Source organism: Streptomyces sp. NPDC048275 (genome assembly GCF_040652275.1).
GTDB lineage: Bacteria > Actinomycetota > Actinomycetes > Streptomycetales > Streptomycetaceae > Streptomyces.
Map to the genome: position 1 here is coordinate 20,187 of NZ_JBEZLR010000049.1, position 16,988 is coordinate 37,174.

The 16,988-nt window shown below is 71.1% G+C and carries 9 protein-coding genes; 6 read left to right on the forward strand and 3 right to left on the reverse strand.

The features are described from left to right. Nucleotides 1–42 precede the first annotated feature (42 nt). Nucleotides 43–1,221 carry an adenylyltransferase/sulfurtransferase MoeZ gene (gene moeZ, locus AB0D57_RS26405; RefSeq protein ID WP_362077793.1) on the forward strand — a complete coding sequence of 393 codons (1,179 nt, stop codon included), beginning with the start codon at nt 43–45 and terminating at the stop codon, nt 1,219–1,221. A 71-nt stretch (nt 1,222–1,292) separates the two neighbouring features. Here moeZ and AB0D57_RS26410 read toward each other — a convergent pair whose 3' ends face one another. The 3 genes from AB0D57_RS26410 to AB0D57_RS26420 form a co-directional block, all read right to left on the reverse strand. After that, nucleotides 1,293–2,846, reverse strand: coding sequence for an alpha/beta hydrolase (locus AB0D57_RS26410; RefSeq protein ID WP_362077796.1), 1,554 nt, complete (start codon nt 2,844–2,846; stop codon nt 1,293–1,295). A 114-nt stretch (nt 2,847–2,960) separates the two neighbouring features. Continuing rightward, nucleotides 2,961–4,505, reverse strand: a complete 1,545-nt coding sequence (locus AB0D57_RS26415; protein ID WP_362077799.1) for an alpha/beta hydrolase — start codon at nt 4,503–4,505, stop codon at nt 2,961–2,963. 270 nt (nt 4,506–4,775) lie between these two features. Further along, nucleotides 4,776–7,589, reverse strand: a complete 2,814-nt coding sequence (locus AB0D57_RS26420) for a lysylphosphatidylglycerol synthase domain-containing protein (protein ID WP_362077802.1) — start codon at nt 7,587–7,589, stop codon at nt 4,776–4,778. Between the two features lie 187 nt (nt 7,590–7,776). Between AB0D57_RS26420 and AB0D57_RS26425 the strand changes: the two genes are divergently transcribed. From AB0D57_RS26425 to AB0D57_RS26445, 5 genes are all read left to right on the forward strand, one after another. After that, nucleotides 7,777–8,142, forward strand: coding sequence for an MGMT family protein (locus AB0D57_RS26425; protein WP_362077805.1), 366 nt, complete (start codon nt 7,777–7,779; stop codon nt 8,140–8,142). 66 nt (nt 8,143–8,208) lie between these two features. Further along, nucleotides 8,209–8,394, forward strand: coding sequence for a hypothetical protein (locus tag AB0D57_RS26430; protein ID WP_362077808.1), 186 nt, complete (start codon nt 8,209–8,211; stop codon nt 8,392–8,394). Beyond that, complete coding sequence (locus tag AB0D57_RS26435; RefSeq protein ID WP_362077811.1) at nt 8,391–11,759, forward strand: ATP-dependent DNA helicase; 3,369 nt, start codon at nt 8,391–8,393, stop codon at nt 11,757–11,759. The genes AB0D57_RS26430 and AB0D57_RS26435 overlap by 4 nt, the downstream gene beginning before the upstream one ends. Before the next feature lie 159 nt (nt 11,760–11,918). Next, nucleotides 11,919–15,539: an ATP-dependent DNA helicase gene (locus tag AB0D57_RS26440; RefSeq protein ID WP_362077814.1), complete on the forward strand. Its 3,621-nt coding sequence runs from the start codon at nt 11,919–11,921 to the stop codon at nt 15,537–15,539. Nucleotides 15,540–15,549: 10 nt separating this feature from the next. After that, nucleotides 15,550–16,962, forward strand: coding sequence for a dipeptidase (locus tag AB0D57_RS26445; protein ID WP_362077817.1), 1,413 nt, complete (start codon nt 15,550–15,552; stop codon nt 16,960–16,962). The last annotated feature ends 26 nt before the right edge of the window (nt 16,963–16,988 follow it).

Consider the following 16,988-nt stretch of genomic DNA (forward strand, 5'->3'; position numbering starts at 1 on the left):
GGGGAGAACAACTGTAGTGATTGACCGACCAACGGAGTCCCCGTGTCGCTGCCACCCCTGGTCGAGCCGGCTGCCGAGCTCACCGTAGACGAGGTCCGCAGGTACTCCCGCCACCTGATCATCCCCGACGTGGGCATGGACGGGCAGAAGCGGCTGAAGAACGCCAAGGTGCTCTGTGTGGGCGCAGGCGGCCTCGGATCGCCGGCGCTGATGTACCTGGCCGCCGCCGGCGTGGGCACGCTCGGCATCGTGGAGTTCGACGAGGTCGACGAGTCGAACCTGCAGCGCCAGATCATCCACAGCCAGGCGGACATCGGCCGCTCCAAGGCCGAGTCGGCCCGCGACTCCGTGCTGGGCATCAACCCGTACGTGAACGTGATCCTTCACGAAGAGCGGCTCGAGGCCGAGAACGTGATGGACATCTTCAGCCAGTACGACCTGATCGTCGACGGCACGGACAACTTCGCGACCCGCTACCTGGTCAACGACGCGGCCGTGCTGCTGAACAAGCCGTACGTCTGGGGCTCGATCTACCGCTTCGACGGCCAGGCCTCCGTCTTCTGGTCCGAGCACGGTCCCTGCTACCGCTGCCTCTACCCGGAGCCCCCGCCGCCGGGCATGGTCCCGTCCTGCGCCGAGGGCGGCGTCCTGGGCGTGCTGTGCGCGTCCATCGGCTCCATCCAGGTCAACGAGGCGATCAAGCTTCTCGCGGGCATCGGCGAACCGCTCGTCGGCCGTCTGATGATCTACGACGCCCTGGAGATGCAGTACCGCCAGGTCAAGGTCCGCAAGGACCCGAACTGCGCGGTGTGCGGCGAGAACCCGACCGTCACCGAGCTCATCGACTACGAGGCCTTCTGCGGCGTCGTCTCCGAGGAGGCCCAGGAGGCGGCGGCCGGCTCGACGATCACTCCCAAGCAGCTCAAGGAGTGGATCGACGACGGCGAGAACATCGAGATCATCGACGTTCGTGAGATCAACGAGTACGAGATCGTCTCGATCCCCGGCGCCAAGCTGATCCCGAAGAACGAGTTCCTCATGGGCACCGCCCTGGAGTCGCTCCCGCAGGACAAGAAGATCGTCCTGCACTGCAAGACGGGTGTCCGCAGTGCGGAAGTCCTCGCGGTCCTGAAGTCCGCGGGCTTCTCGGACGCCGTGCACGTCGGCGGCGGCGTGATCGGCTGGGTCAACCAGATCGAGCCGGACAAGCCGGTGTACTGAGCAGCAGCTCGCTCCGCTCTGTGGATGGCGGGGGTTTCGCGAACCGTGGTTGCGCGAGACCCCCGCCATCGTCATGAACAGACCTTGCCGTCCGTGGGCACCGTCCCGTCCAGCAGATAGCTGTCCACCGTGGAGTCGACGCAGTCGCTCCCACTCCCGTACGCCCCATGGCCCTCGCCCTTCCAGGTGAGCTCCACTCCGACGTCCTTGCCCAGTTCGTCGGCCATCCTGCGGGCGCCCTCGTACGGCGTCGCCGGGTCTCCGGTGTTGCCGACGACCAGGACAGGTTCGGCTCCGGGCGCGCTGACCTCCGGGGTGTCGTACTGACCGGCCACCGGCCAGTTGTGGCACCAGCCTGCCGTGTCCCAGCCCAGGAAGTCGCCGAATACGGGCGAGATCTTCTCGAACTCGGGCAGCAGCTTCTTCGTCTCCTCGGGCGTCGGCCGCTGCTTGTCGTCCAAGCACGATATGACCCGTTGCGAGTGTGTCGTCGTGCCGTAGTGTCCCGAGAAGTCACGGTCGTTGTAGCCGTCGGCGAGATCCAGCAGCTCCGAACCGTCGCCGTCCTCGGCCGCCTTGAGGGCGCTGGTCAGGCTCGGCCAGCTCTGCTCGCTGTAGAGCGGCAGGACGATGCCGGTGAGCGCGAGCGTCTCGGTGAGCTCGCGTCCGCCGGTTGCTGGCAGCGGCTTCGCGTCGATCCGGTTCAGCAGGTCCACGATCTTCTGGGAGCCCTGCTTCGGGTCCTGCCCGGTCGACTCGAGGTAGCCGTCGAGGGCGCGCTGGAAGCCCAGGGTCTGATTCTTGGCGTGGCCCACGGTGTCGGCGCTCGGGTCGACGACGGCGTCCAGCACCAGACGTCCGACGTTCTTGGGGAACAAGTGGGCGTACACGCCACCGAGCTCGGTGCCGTACGAGATGCCGAAGTAGTGCGTCTTCCGGTCGCCGAGGACTTGGCGCATCAGGTCCATGTCGCGAGCCGTGTCGGTCGTCGCGACGTGCGACATCAGCTTTCCGGCGGCCTTCTCACAGCCCTCGCCGAAGGCTGCCGCGTCCTTGAAGTACGCCGCCTCCTCGGCCGCGTCGTCCGGTGTGGCGTCCACCGCCTCGGCGGCCTGGATCGCCTTGTCGCTGCGGCAGCGCACGCCCTCGCTGGCGGCGACGCCGCGCGGGTCCCAGCTCACCAGGTCGTAGCGCTCATGGAGGGGGCCGACGACGCTTTCGTACGCGGGCATGGTGGAGACGCCGGAGCTGCCGGGGCCGCCGAAGTTGAACAGGAGCGAACCGATGCGCTTGCTCTGGTCACCGGTCGCCTTGGAGCGGATCAGCGCGAGGCCGATCGTCTCACCATCCGGCTGGGCGTAGTCCAGCGGCACCTTGAGCGTGGCGCACTGCCAGCCGCTGCCCGGGACGGGGGAGCCCGACGTGCCCTTGCAGCGGCCCCAGTCGAGTCGCTGCGAGGTGAGCGAGGCGGGCAGCCCCGAGGCCGCGTCGGAAGAAGAGGCGGCGGCCGACGGCGTATCGCTGTTCTTTCCGTCGTCCCTGCCGTCCCCCGAGGAGCCGCCACTGCAGCCGGCCACCAGCAACGCGGCGGCGGCTGCTGCCGTCCACCGTGCGAAACGTGTCATGAGCTTTCCCCCTCGCCCATGATCCGCCGGAAGCAGCGGATCACCTGCAGGCCATAGTAGGCGTCCGCGGCGGAGGCCGTCGTGGCCTGTGGATAACCCTTTGACCTGCACTTTTTAGGAGCAGACAGTCCCGGTCGGCGGTACGGTCCCGTCCAGTAGATAGCCGTCGACCGCGTTGCGCACGCACTTGTTCCCGCTGTCGTAGGCGCCGTGTCCCTGGCCTTTGTACGTCAGCTCGACGCCGACGCCCTTGCCCAGCGCGTCCACCATCTTCCTCGCGCCCTCGTACGGCGTGGCCGGATCGCCGGTGTTGCCGACCACGAGGATCGGGGCCGCTCCGGCGGCGCTGACGTTCGGGTGGTTCGCGGCGCCCGGTACGGCCCAGTCGGTGCAGCTGAGCATGCTCCAGGCCAGATAGTCGCCGAACAGCGTTGAGGCGGCCCGGAATTGCGGAAGCTTCGTCTCCACGTCGGCGGTGGTGTAACGCGGTTTGTCGTCCGCGCAGTTGATGGAGGCGTTCGCGGCGGCGATGTTGCTGTACTGGCCGTTCTCGTTACGCCCGTTCAACAAGTCCGACAGGCGCATCAGCCCGTTGCCGTCACCGTCGTACGCCTGTTCCAGCCCTTCCGTCAGGTACTCCCAGAAGTCCTTGGAGTACAGCGCCTGCGCGATGCCGTTGGTCGCGGCGGTCTGGGTGAGCTCGCGGGGGAAGACACCGGGAATCGGCTTGCTGTCGAGGTCCTTCAGAAGTTTGGCGATGCGGTCCTTGACGTCCTGCGGCGTGTCGCCGACCGGGCAGGGGTCGGTCTTCGAGGTGCAGTCGTCGGCGAAGTTGTCGAGCGCGCGCTGGAACCCCTTGGCCTGTCCGAGCGAGCCCTGCTCCGGGGTCTGCGTCGGGTCTACGACCGCGTCGAAGACGGCGCGTCCCACCTTCTTGGGGAACAAGTGGGCGTAGACACCGCCCAGTTCGGTGCCGTACGAGATGCCGAAGTAGTGCAGCTTGTCGTCGCCGAGGACCTGGCGCATCAGGTCCATGTCGCGGGCCGCGTCGGTGGTGCGCACATGCGGGATGGTCCTGCCGGAGTTCTTCTCGCAGGACGCGTTGAACGTCTTGGTGTTGTCCAGGAGAGCCGTCCGCTCGGCGGCGTCGTCGGGGGTGGCGTCCTCCTGGAAGTACGCGTCGAGTTGGGCGTCGTCCAGGCACTCCACGCCCGCGCTGCGGCCGACCCCGCGCGGGTCGAAGCTCACCAGGTCGTAGCGGGTACGCAGCTTCGTGTAGTCCTCGCTGAAGGCGGGCAGCGTGGCGACGCCCGATCCGCCGGGTCCGCCGAAGTTGAAGACGAGGGAGCCGATGCGCTTGCTCTGGTCGCCGCTCGATCTCGCGCGGATCAGCGCGATCCCGATCGTGTCGCCCTCGGGCTCGGCCCAGTCGAGGGGGGCCTTCAACGTGGCGCACTGCCACGGCGTACCGCCCGGCAGGGGTGAGGGGGCATCGCCGCCGCCCTCGGACTCGGACGGTGCCGGGCAGTCCTTCCAGCTCAGCTTCTGGTCCGTCAGGTCCTCGGGCTGGGAGTCGTCGCTGCAGCCCGTCAGCACGGAGGACAACAGGACGGCGGTGACGGTCAGGGCAGCGGCGCGCAGCTGAGGCGGGTTCGGCATGATCCCCATCCTGCGGTCGTGCGGGGCGGGGCGCTCGGGGCGCGAGCCGTGCGGGTGAGGGCGCGCCGGGGGCTCGTGCGGGATGTCCCGCACGGACGTCCGACGGGCCCGTGCGGGTTTCCCGGACGGAGCTCCGGCGGGCGCTGGTGCGGGACGTCCCGGACGGAGGTCCCGCGGCTCGTGCGGGTATCCCGGACGGAGGTCCCGCGGCTCGTGCGGGTTTCCCGGACGGAGGTCCCGCAGCTCGTGCGGGATGTCCCGCACGGAGGTCTAGAGCGCGCCCTTGCGTGTCAGGTGGTTGAAGAACAGCCAGCCAGGGAGTACGGGCAGCCACAGCGTCAGCAGCCGGTACAGCAGCACCGCCGGCGCGGCGACCTCCTTGGGGAGCCCGACGGCGATCAGACCGACCGTGAGGGTCGCCTCGACCGCGCCGACGCCGCCGGGGGTCGGGGCCGCCGAGCCGAGCGCGTTGCCGGCGAGGAAGACGACAGCGACGCTCGCGAGGCTGAGCGTGGTGGTCTCCTCGTTGCCGAACGCACGGATCGACGCGTCCAGGCACATCACGAAGCAGGCGGTCAGCAGCAGCATGCCGCCGATGCCGGTGATCAGCTTCTGCGGCCGCTGGAGAACGTCGAGCATGCGCGGTACGACGCCCGCGAACAGCGACCTCACGCGCGTGGACACGAATTTGCGCAGGAACGGCACCGACGTCACCACGAGAACCAGCACGGCGACCGTCAGCAGCCCCGCGATGACCGTGCGGGACGGCGACAGGGACGGCGTCTTCTCGGTGCCCGTCAGATAGCCGAAGGACAACAGCATCAGGATGTGGCATCCCAGCCCGAACAGCTGCGATGCGCCGACACTCGCCACCGCGAGCCCCGGCCGCACCCCGGCGCGCTGAAGGAAGCGCGTGTTGAGGGCGACACCGCCGACCGCGGCGGGAGCCACGATCTTCACGAACGAACCGGCGACCTGCGCCCCCACGGCCCGCATGAACGGCACCCGCTCGGGCACGAAGCCGAGCAAGCTCATCGCTGCCGCGAAGTAGCTCAGCGCCGAGAACAACACGGCCGCGGCGACCCAGCCCCACTCGGCATCGTCGAAGAGGGTCGCGAACTCGATGTGGGTGAGCTGCGACAGCAGGAAGTACGCGCCGATCGCACCGGCGATGAAACTGATCAGCGTGCGCGGCCGGACACGCTCCAGGCGGGCCGGTTCGACCGGTGCCTGTGGGCGGATCAGCAACACCTGGTGGCGGATCTGGGTGAGCAGATCCTCCTCGCGCGCCTCGTCCAGTGCCTCGTCGATCGCCCGCTTCTCGGCCCGCTGCTCCGCGCGAACGGCCTTCTTGCCGGGCTTCTCCGCCACGGCCTCCGCCTGTTGGGCCTGCTCCGCGCGGACCAGTCTGTCCTGCCGAGAGGCCTCCAGGACCGCTTCACGCTCGCGCTGCGCGCGCTCCCGGGCAAGTTTTCGCAGCGTCGCGCGCGTGGAGCGCGTCAGCGCGATCGGCTGCAGCAGCGGCAGGCAGTCGGCGATCGTGTCCGGGCCGAGGACACCGACCGCGGAGGCCACCGCGCGCTCGGCGCCGACGCGCAGTCCGAGCGTGGTCAGCAACTGGGCGATGTCCATGCGCAGCAGCAGATCGCCGGCCGCGATCTCGCCGCCCCGCAGATCGGTGAGGATCACCGTGCCGGAACGATCCACCAAAATCGCGTCACCGGCGAGCCTGCGATGCGCGATACGCCGCGACTGCAGCGCCTGCACCTGATGCCAGGTGTCGCGCAGGAGGTCATCGGTGATGAGCTCGCCGGGCAGCGAATCCAGGGTGCGCCCGCCGCTGTGCTCGTAGACGAGCATCACGGCGTCCGGGCCCAGTTCGGAGGTCGCGATCAGCTTCGGTGCGTTGGCCCCGGCCGCGATGGCCGCGTACGCGAGGAGCGCCTCCTGCTCCAGGGCCTGGCGCAACGACTGGAGACTGCGGCGGGTGGCAAGGCCGCGCAGCGTCAGATTGCGCCACACGCGGTAAAAGAACCCCTGCGCCTGCTGCTCGCGGTCGACCACCGTCACGTCCAGCGGCGGACCGTCCTCCAGGGTGACGAAGTAGCGTCGGCCGCGGTCGCCGTTGTCCGCCGCCTCCGTCGTCTCCTCGCGGGCCGCGCTGACGGGGTGGAAGCCGACGTGCCGCAGGCCCGCCATCAGCGTCCGCCCGGTGGGCCGCACGTTCGGCGAGCCGACCGCGTACAGCGTTCCATAGGCGACGCTCCAGCCGATCAGCACTGTCAGGATGATCGAGAACGGCGTCGTATAGCCGGTGACCAGCATCGAGAAGGCGTCGAGGAGCAGCACCACCCACAAAACCGCACGCCAGCGCGGTCTGCGGGACATGCCGACGGCCGTCATGTACGCGATGACCGGTGCCAGATAGCCGTGTACCGGGTCGGTGAGGGCGTGGATGTCACCCGGCGAGGGTTGGGTGAGCGCCTCCTGGATGGAGTCCGGGGCGGCCTTCGCGACCCACAGGTCGGTGGCGAGTGTCACTCCGTGTGCGAGGACCGCGGCGAGGACGCCGTCGGCGATGCGCAGCCCGTCACGCTTGATCAACCGTTCGATCGCGAAGGCGACCGGTACCAGGAGGATCGCGATGCTCGACGCCAGACCCGCGATCTTGATCAGCAGATCGGGTGCCTGGCCGGTGCCCTTGGTGATGTCCTGTTCGAGTCCCGAGGTGGTGCCGTGCGCGAAGGCGGCGACGGCGAGCAGCACGACGATCGCGAGGAAGCCGACCAGGAGCCGCATCAGATCGGACGGACGGTGCACGCGCGCGGGCAGGAGCGGTTCGTCGCCCTCGACCTCGTCGTTGTGGAGCTCGCCGTTGTGGATCTCGTCGCCGCAGTCGCCGTCCGGCTTGACCTGCTGCTTGTCGTTTTCGTGCACCTCGGGGGAGCGCTTCTCGTGCCCCTTCGGGGTGGGCTCGTTCGCCGCCCGGTCCGCGTTCTTCGGGGCGGCGTCGCCGGCGTCCGGGCGCGACGAGGCCGCGGAGGTGCTCTCCGCGTCTTCGGGGTGCGCGCCCTGCTGCCTCATCGTCTCTTCTTGGTCTCGTATCACCAGTTCACCGCCCGCACGATGGTGGCATGCCCCACCGACACACGGGGGCATCAGGGTGCAAATGCGGGGGCGCACAGTCTGCCCCAAGCGTGCCTCCGGGGCGAGGTATACGCACAGTCGCCGACGCCTCACACTGTCGGTGGCGTGGGGCAGGATGGGGCGGATGAGCGAGGAGAGCCTTCCGGCGGACGCCCTGCCGGAGTACGCGGAACGGACCCTTGAGGTCGCCGAGCTGATCCCGCCGGGACGCGTGATGACGTACGGGGACGTCGCCGAGTGGCTGGAGGAGGGCGGGCCGCGCCAGGTGGGCCGGGTGATGGCCCTCTACGGAGGAGCGGTCCCGTGGTGGCGGGTCGTCCGCGCGGACGGAGTGCTGCTCCCGGGCCACGAACTCGAGGCGCTGGACCACTACCGCGACGAGAGCACACCCCTGAAGGAGGCGAGCAGAACCTCCGAGGGACATCTGCCGCGCATCGACATGAGACGGGCGCGATGGGACGGCGACGAACGCGCGGAAGGTCACACCTGACAGCTTCCGGCACCGGACGGGCGGAGGGGAAACCTGTGGCCCGTAAGGGGGAAAGACGGCACGTGCGTGACATGCCGTACGTTCGAGGACCAGGGGACGCACGTGGTGTGCGGGAAGAAGGGGAAGCCCTCCTTCCGCAGTGCTCACCGGCGTACCGTCGACGACGCGCATGCCCCTCACCCCGCGGCCACCGCCCGCCACCCGCGGCGCTCCGCCCACCAGCACGACCTCCAGGACCGGCGAACCACGTGAACTCCTCTTCTTCCACCAGGCGCCTGTCGCACCCCCAGGTGCGGCAGGGGGCCCGTGGCGCGTACCGACTGGTGCGTACCGCCCCGGACCGGATGGATCCCCCTCGTCTGGACGCAGAACAGCGCGCGGTGGTTGACCATGGCAAGGGTCCGCTGCTCGTTCTCGCCGGTCCCGGCACCGGCAAGACGACCACGCTCGTCGAGTCCGTGGCGGCCCGGATCGCGCGAGGCGGCGACCCCGAGCGGATCCTGGTGCTGACGTTCAGCCGCAAGGCGGCCGTCGAGCTGCGCGACCGCATGGCGCTGCGCATAGGAGCCGCCCGCACGCCCCGGGCGACCACCTTCCATTCGTTCTGTTACGCCCTGGTCCGCGCCCACCAGGACAGCGAGCTGTTCGTGGAGCCACTGCGGCTGCTGTCCGGACCCGAACAGGACGTGGCGGTGCGCGAGCTGCTCGCGGGCCAGCCCGACCTGGAGCGGCTCGGCCTCGCCCATGTGCGCTGGCCGGACGAGCTGCGCGCCTGCCTGACCACGCGCGGCTTCGCCGACGAGGTCCGCGCGGTACTGGCGCGCAGCCGCGAACTGGGCCTCGGCCCCGACGCCCTGGCCGCCTTCGCCCGGCGCAGCGGCCGTCCCGACTGGGGCGCGGCCGCCGCCTTCCTCGCCGAGTACCTCGACGTTCTCGACCTGCAAGGAGTCCTCGACTACGCGGAACTCGTCCACCGCGCGGTGCTGCTCGCCGGGCGCCCCGACGCCGCCGAGCGCCTCGCCGCGCAGTACGACGCCGTCTACGTGGACGAGTACCAGGACACCGACCCCGCCCAGGTACGTCTGCTGCGAGCCCTCGCCGGCGCCGGCCGCACCCTTGTCGCCTTCGGCGACCCCGACCAGTCGATCTACACCTTCAGGGGCGCCGATGTGAACGGCATCCTGGACTTCCCCGACGCCTTCCCACGCGCGGACGGACGCCCGGCACCGGTCGAGGTGCTGCGGACGTCCCGCCGCTCGGACGCCGCCCTGCTGACCGCCACCCGCCTGCTCACCCAGCGCATGCCGCTGACCCGCCTGCCGGCCGAGAAGGTACGAGCCCACCGCGAGCTGTCGCCGGTACGGGACGGCGGACGCGTCGAGGTCTACACGTACCCGACCGCGGGCACGGAGCTGGACAACATCGCGGACATCCTGCGCCGCGCCCACCTGGAGGACGGCGTCCCCTGGGGCGAGATGGCCGTCCTGGTGCGGGCCGGCTCCCGCACGATCCCGACGATCCGGCGCGCGCTGACCGCGGCCGGCGTGCCGCTCGACATCGACGGCGACGATCTGCCGCTGCGGCACGAACCGGCGGTGACGCCGTTGCTGACGGCACTGAAGGCGGTAGCGCGGGCGGAGTCGGGTGCCGACTCGGACTCCGGCGCCGCCGACGGCGTACCTGTTGACGACGTATCCGTTGACGCCCCTGAAGACGCCGACGCGCGACAGGCGCCCTGGCTCGACACCGAAACCGCGCTCACCCTGCTCGCCTCGCCCCTGGCGAGCATGGACGCCGCCGACCTGCGGCGCCTGGGGCGCGCGCTGCGCGAGGAGGAGCGCGCCGCGGGCAACCACCTACCGGCGCCGTCCGACGAGCTGCTCGCCCGCGCGCTGGCCGAGCCGGAGCGGCTCGTCGCGCACGACCCCGCGTACGCGCGAGGAGCCCAGCGCCTGGGCGGGCTGCTGCGCAAGGCACGGGAGCGCCTCGCGGGCGGCGGGACGGCCGAGGAGGCGCTGTGGGACCTGTGGGAGGGCACACCGTGGCCGCAGCGCCTGGAGCGGGCCGCCCGGCGCGGCGGCGCCGCCGGGCGCAACGCCGACCGTGACCTCGACGCCGTGTGCGCGCTGTTCGCGACCGCGGCCCGGGCCGAGGAGCGCACCGGCGGCCGCGGCGCCCTCAACTTCCTGGAGGAGATCGAGGCCCAGGACATCGCCGCCGACACGCTCACCCGCAGGGCCCTGCGCCCCGACGCCGTACACCTCATGACCGCGCACCGCTCCAAGGGACTGGAGTGGCGTCTCGTCGTCGTCGCGGGCGTCCAGGAGGGCCTGTGGCCGGACCTGCGCCGCCGCGGCTCCCTGCTGGAGGCCGACCGCATCGGGCGCGACGGCCTCGCCGAACCCCTCACCCCCGGAGCGCTCCTCTCCGAGGAGCGACGCTTGTTCTACGTGGCCGCCACGCGCGCGCGTGAACGCCTCGTCGTCACTGCGGTGAAGGCGCCCGCCGACGACGGCGACCAGCCTTCCCGCTTCCTCACCGAACTCGGAGCGGAACCCAAGGACGTCACCGGCCGTCCCCGCCGCCCACTGTCCGTCGCCGCCCTCGTCGCCGAGCTGCGCGCCACGACGGTCGATCCGCGTGTCTCGGACCCCCTCCGGCAGGCCGCGGCCCGACGCCTGGCCAGGCTCGCCGCGCTCGGCGACGAGGACGGCCGCCCCCTTGTGCCGTCCGCGCACCCCTACCGCTGGTGGGGCATGTACGAGCCGACCGCGAGCAAGGTCCCGCTGCGTGACCGTGACCAGCCCGTCGTGCTCTCCGGGAGCGCTCTCGATCAGCTCGCGAACACCTGCGCCCTGCAGTGGTTCCTGGGCCGCGAGGTGAAGGCCGACGCGCCCGCGACCGCCGCCCAGGGCTTCGGCAACGTGGTGCACGTCCTCGCCGACGAGGTCGCCTCCGGACGCACCCCCGCCGACCTCGCCGTTCTCATGGAGCGACTGGACTCCGTGTGGAACGCGCTCGCCTTCGACGCGCCGTGGAAGTCGGCCCAGGAGAAGGAGCACGCGCGCGTGGCTCTCGAACGCTTCCTGAAGTGGCACGTCGATTCGAATGGAACCCGCGCGGGCCGTACGCCGGTGGCCAGCGAGCACGACTTTGACGTGACCCTCGAAGCGGGCTCCTACGAAGTGCGCATCCGCGGCTCCATGGACCGCGTCGAGGCGGACACCGAGGGCCGCGCCTACGTGGTCGACTTCAAGACCGGCAAACAGGCGCCCAGCGCCGCCGAGGTGGCGCACCACCCGCAGCTCGCCGTCTACCAGCTCGCTGTCCGCGAGGGCGCCGTCGACGACGCCTTCGACGGCGAACGCCCCGAACCGGGCGGCGCCGAACTCGTCCAGCTGCGCCAGGGCGCCGCCAAGAAGAACGGCGGCGAGACCCTCCCCAAGGTGCAGACCCAGGAGCCCCTGCAGGGGGAGTGGGTCGGCGACCTTCTGGCCACCGCCGCGGGAAAGGTCCTCGACGAACGGTTCTCGCCGACCACCGGGCAGCACTGCACGCACTGCGCGTTCCGGGCGTCGTGCAGCGCGCGGCCCGAGGGACGCCACGTGGTCGAGTGACGGCCCGTGCTCGCCGAGGGGGCACGTCCTTGATCGGCGTCGGTGGCGTCGGTGGCGTCACCGAGTGACGTACGGCACCACACGTGCTGACCAGCGGTTCTCTCGCCCCGACGGTCGATGTGGCCCCCGCTGTCGGTGGGCGCCGCTAGCCTCTCTGACGTGCCCGCCCGTATCACCGATCCCGAGCAGCTCAAGGAGCTCCTCGGCATCCCTTTCACCCCGGAGCAGACGGCTTGCATCACCGCGCCGCCCGCCCCGCAGGTGATCGTGGCCGGAGCCGGTTCGGGCAAGACCACGGTGATGGCGGCACGCGTGGTGTGGCTCGTCGGCACCGGACAGGTCGCCCCCGAACAGGTCCTCGGTCTGACGTTCACCAACAAGGCAGCGGGCGAACTGGCCGAGCGCGTCCGCAAGGCGCTGATCAAGGCCGGTGTCACCGACCCGGACGTGATCGACCCGGACCATCCGCCGGGCGAGCCCGTCATCTCCACGTACCACGCCTTCGCGGGCCGTCTGCTGACCGACCACGGACTGCGCATCGGACTCGAACCGACGTCCCGCCTGCTCGCCGACGCCACCCGCTACCAGCTCGCCGCACGCGTGCTGCGCGAGGCGCCGGGCCCCTACCCGGCGCTGAGCCGCTCCTTCCCCGACCTGGTCGGCGACCTCCTCACGCTCGACTCCGAGCTCGCCGAACACCTCGTACGGCCGGAGGACCTGCGCGCCTACGACGCCGAGCTGCTCCGGACCCTGGAGGGCGCCAAGCTCACCAACGCCGACCTTCGCAAGGTTCCCGAGGCAGCCGCCGCCCGGCGTGAACTCACCGAACTGGTGGGTCGCTACCGCGCGGCCAAACGCGAGCGCGACCTTCTCGACTTCGGTGACCAGATCGCCCTCTCGGCCACCCTGGCCCGCACCCGCCCCGAGGTCGGAGAGATCCTGCGCGACGAGTTCCGCGTGGTCATGCTGGACGAGTACCAGGACACGTCGGTGGCACAGCGCATCCTGCTCGCCGGTCTCTTCGGCGGCGGCACCGGCCACCCCGTGACCGCGGTCGGCGACCCCTGTCAGGCGATCTACGGCTGGCGTGGCGCCTCCGTCGCCAACCTCGACGACTTCCCCGAACACTTCGCGCACCCCGACGGCCGCCTCGCGACCCGCCAGGCGCTCAGCGAGAACCGCCGCAGCGGCGGCCGCCTCCTCGACCTCGCCAACGGCCTGGCGGAGCCCCTGCGTGCGATGCACGCGGGCGTGGAGGCCCTCCGCCCGGCCCCCGGAGCCGAACACGACGGCGTGGTTCACTGCGCGCTGCTGCGCACCCACGCCGAGGAGATCGACTGGCTCGCCGACTCCATCGCCCATCTCGTACGCACCGGAAAGGCGCCCGGCGAGATCGCCGTACTGTGCCGTACGGCGACCGACTTCGCCGAGATCCAGGGCGCGCTCGTCGCCCGCGACATCCCCGTCGAGGTGGTGGGCCTCTCCGGACTGCTGCACCTCCCTGAGGTCGCCGACCTCGTCGCCGTCTGCGAGGTCCTTCAGGACCCGGGCGCCAATGCCTCCCTCGTTCGCCTGCTCACCGGGCCGCGCTGGCGCATCGGCCCTCGCGACCTGGCCCTCCTGGGGCGGCGAGCCCGTCTTCTCGTGTCCCACGCGCGCGTGGGAGCCGACGACGACCCGGACCGCCGGCTCGCCGCGGCCGTCGAGGGAGTCGACCCGTCCGAGGTGATATCGCTCGCCGACGCCCTCGACACATTCCTGGACATGCCCATCGAGGCCGAAGGGGACGACGACGGACTGCCCTTCTCGCCGGACGCGCGGGTGCGCTTCGCACGGCTCGCCGCCGAACTGCGTGACCTGCGCCGCTCGCTCGCCGACCCGCTGATGGACGTCCTGCACCGGGTGCTCGCCGTCACCGGACTGGAGGTCGAGCTCTCCGCCTCCCCGCACGCGCTCGCCGCCCGTCGCCGCGAGACCCTGTCGAACTTCCTCGACGTCGCCGCGTCCTTCGCCGCGGGCGACGGCGAGGCGACCCTGCTGGCCTTCCTCGGCTTCCTGCGCACCGCCGCGCAGTACGAGAAGGGCCTCGACAACGCCCTGCCCGGCGGCGAGAACACCGTCAAAGTGCTCACCGCGCACAAGTCCAAGGGCCTGGAGTGGGACGTCGTCGCGGTCCCCGGACTCGTCACCGGTACCTTCCCCAGCGCCCAGGGCCGCGAGAAATGGACGGCCCAGGGCAAGGTCCTGCCGCACGAGCTGCGCGGCGACGCCGACACACTCCCCGACATCGACACCTGGGACGCCAAGGGCATCAAGGCCTTCCACGAGGCCATGAAGGACCACCAGCACACCGAGGAACTCCGGCTCGGCTATGTCGCCTTCACCCGCCCTCGCTCGCTCCTGCTCGGCTCCGGCCACTGGTGGGGACGGTCCCAGAAGCGGCCGCGAGGCCCCTCCGACTTCCTGCACGCCCTGTACGAGCACTGCGCGGCCGGACACGGAGAGATCGAGGTCTGGGCCGACGAGCCGGCCGAGGACGAGGAGAACCCCGCCCTGCAGGAGGCGGCCGCCGACCACGCGTGGCCGCTCCCGCTCGACGACGCGGCGCTCGCCCGCCGCCGCGCCGCGGCCGAGACCGTACTCGCCCACCTGGAACGACTCGCGTCCCACGAGGAGGCCCACCCCGGCGCCGGGGGAAGCCGCCCCTGGGCGGCCGGGGGAAGCCACCCCAGGGCCGAGGAGCGTCGCGCGCCCGTCGCCCACGACCCGTCCTCGTACGAAGATCCGGAGTGGCCGCCCCCGCCGGAGGACGACGAGCCGGCCTACGGAGAACCGGCCTACGGTGAATCCGACCTCGCCCCGCTCACCGAGGACGACGCCTCCGACTGGGAGGACTGGACGGCCGATCGCCCCACCATTCCCCACCAGGCATCTGCCCCGCAGGCCCGGCCGCACCCCGATGCGAGCGACACGGACAGCGCCCCCCTCACCCCGGAGGAAGCCCGCACCCTCGCCTCCTGGGACCGTGACCTCGACGCGCTGACCGGGGAGCTCCTGCGCGCCCGCGCGAGCGTCACCGACGTACCCCTGCCCCCCTCGCTCACCGTGTCGCAGCTGCTGCACCTGGCCGCCGATCCGGACGGCTTCGCCCAGGAGCTCGCGCGCCCCATGCCACGCCCCCCGCAACCCGCCGCGCGCCGCGGCACCCGCTTCCACGCCTGGGTGGAGTCCCGCTTCGAAGAGCTACGGCTGCCGATGCTGGGGCCGGACGAGCTGCCCGGCGACGACGCCGAAATCGCCGACGAGCGCGATCTGGAGGCACTCAAGGACGCCTTCGAGCGCACTCCGTACGCACACCGCACGCCCCACCGCGTCGAGGCCCCCTTCCAACTCGCCATCGCGGGTCGCGTCGTACGGGGCCGTATCGACGCCGTCTACCGGGAGGACGACGGCACCGGACCGACGTACGAGATCGTCGACTGGAAGACCGGCCGTACCCGTACCGCCGACCCCCTCCAGCTCGCGCTCTACCGCCTCGCCTGGGCCGAGCAGCGCGGCGTGCCCCTGGAGTCCGTCAAGGCCACGTTCCTGTACGTCCGTAGTGGCGAGGTCGTCCGCCCGGACCACCTCCCGGGCCGTGCCGCACTGGAGCGGCTGCTCATGGAAGATCCGGAACACAGGGCACACCCAGAACACCCAGAAAGCCCAGAAGACTCAGAAGACCCACAGGAAGCGGCTTCCGGGGAACCGCCGGACGAACCCGCCTCCGTGGGCGGATAGGCTCATAAGCATGAGCAAGCCCGTTGACAACGCCGTCAGCACCGTCCGCGCGTACATCCAGGACCACCGCACGGCCTTCCTCGACGACCTCACGGAGTGGCTGCGCATCCCCTCCGTATCGGCCCAGCCCGACCACGCCGCGGACGTGGCACGCAGCGCCGACTGGCTCGCCGCCAAGCTCCAGGAGACCGGCTTCCCGACCACCGAGGTCTGGGCGACCGAGGGCGCCCCCGCCGTCTTCGCCGAGTGGCCCGCCGAGGATCCCGAGGCCCCCACGATCCTCGTCTACGGGCACCACGACGTACAGCCCGCCGCACGCGAGGACGGCTGGGACACCGAGCCCTTCGAGCCCGTGATCCGCGGAAACCGCCTCCACGCGCGCGGTGCCGCCGACGACAAGGGCCAGGTGTTCTTTCACACACTCGGCGTCCGCGCCCACCTCGCCGCCACCGGACGCACCGCCCCGGCCGTCCACCTGAAGCTTCTGATCGAGGGCGAGGAGGAGTCCGGTTCCCCCCACTTCCGCGCCCTCGTCGAAGCACATGCCGACAGGCTCGCCGCCGACGCGGTGATCGTCTCCGACACCGGCATGTGGTCCGAGGACACCCCCACCGTGTGCACCGGCATGCGCGGCCTCGCCGAGTGCGAGATCGAGCTGTACGGCCCCGACCAGGACATCCACTCCGGCTCCTTCGGCGGCGCCGTACCCAACCCGGCCACCGCCGCCGCCCGCCTCGTCGCCGCCCTGCACGACGAGCACGCACGCGTGGCCGTTCCCGGCTTCTACGAAGGCATCACCGAACTCACCGACCGTGAGCGCGAGCTCTTCGCCGAACTGCCCTTCGACGAAGAGCGCTGGCTGCGCACGGCCAAGTCGACGGCCGCCCACGGAGAGGCCGGACACACCACCCTGGAGCGCATCTGGGCCCGCCCGACCGCCGAGGTCAACGGCATCGGCGGCGGCTACCAGGGCCCCGGCAGCAAGACGATCATCCCGTCCTCGGCCAGGGTGAAACTCTCCTTCCGGCTGGTCGCCGGACAGGACCCGGACCACGTCGAGAAGGCCGTACGTGCCTGGGCCGCCGACCAGTTGCCCGCGGGCATCCGGCACGAGATCACGTTCGGCGCGGCCACCCGCCCGTGCCTGACACCGCTGGACCACCCCGCCCTGCAGTCCGTCGTACGAGCCATGGGGCGCGCCTTCGAACAGCCGATCCGCTTCACCCGCGAGGGCGGCTCGGGACCCGCGGCCGACCTGCAGGAAGTCCTCGGCGCCCCCGTGCTCTTCCTGGGCATCTCCGTTCCCTCCGACGGCTGGCACGCCCCCAACGAGAAGGTCGAACTCGACCTCCTCCTGAAAGGCGTCGAAACCAGCGCCTACCTGTGGGGCGACCTGGCCGAGAACTGGCGCGAGGCACACTGAAGAACCCCACCCACACCCTCGAGAAT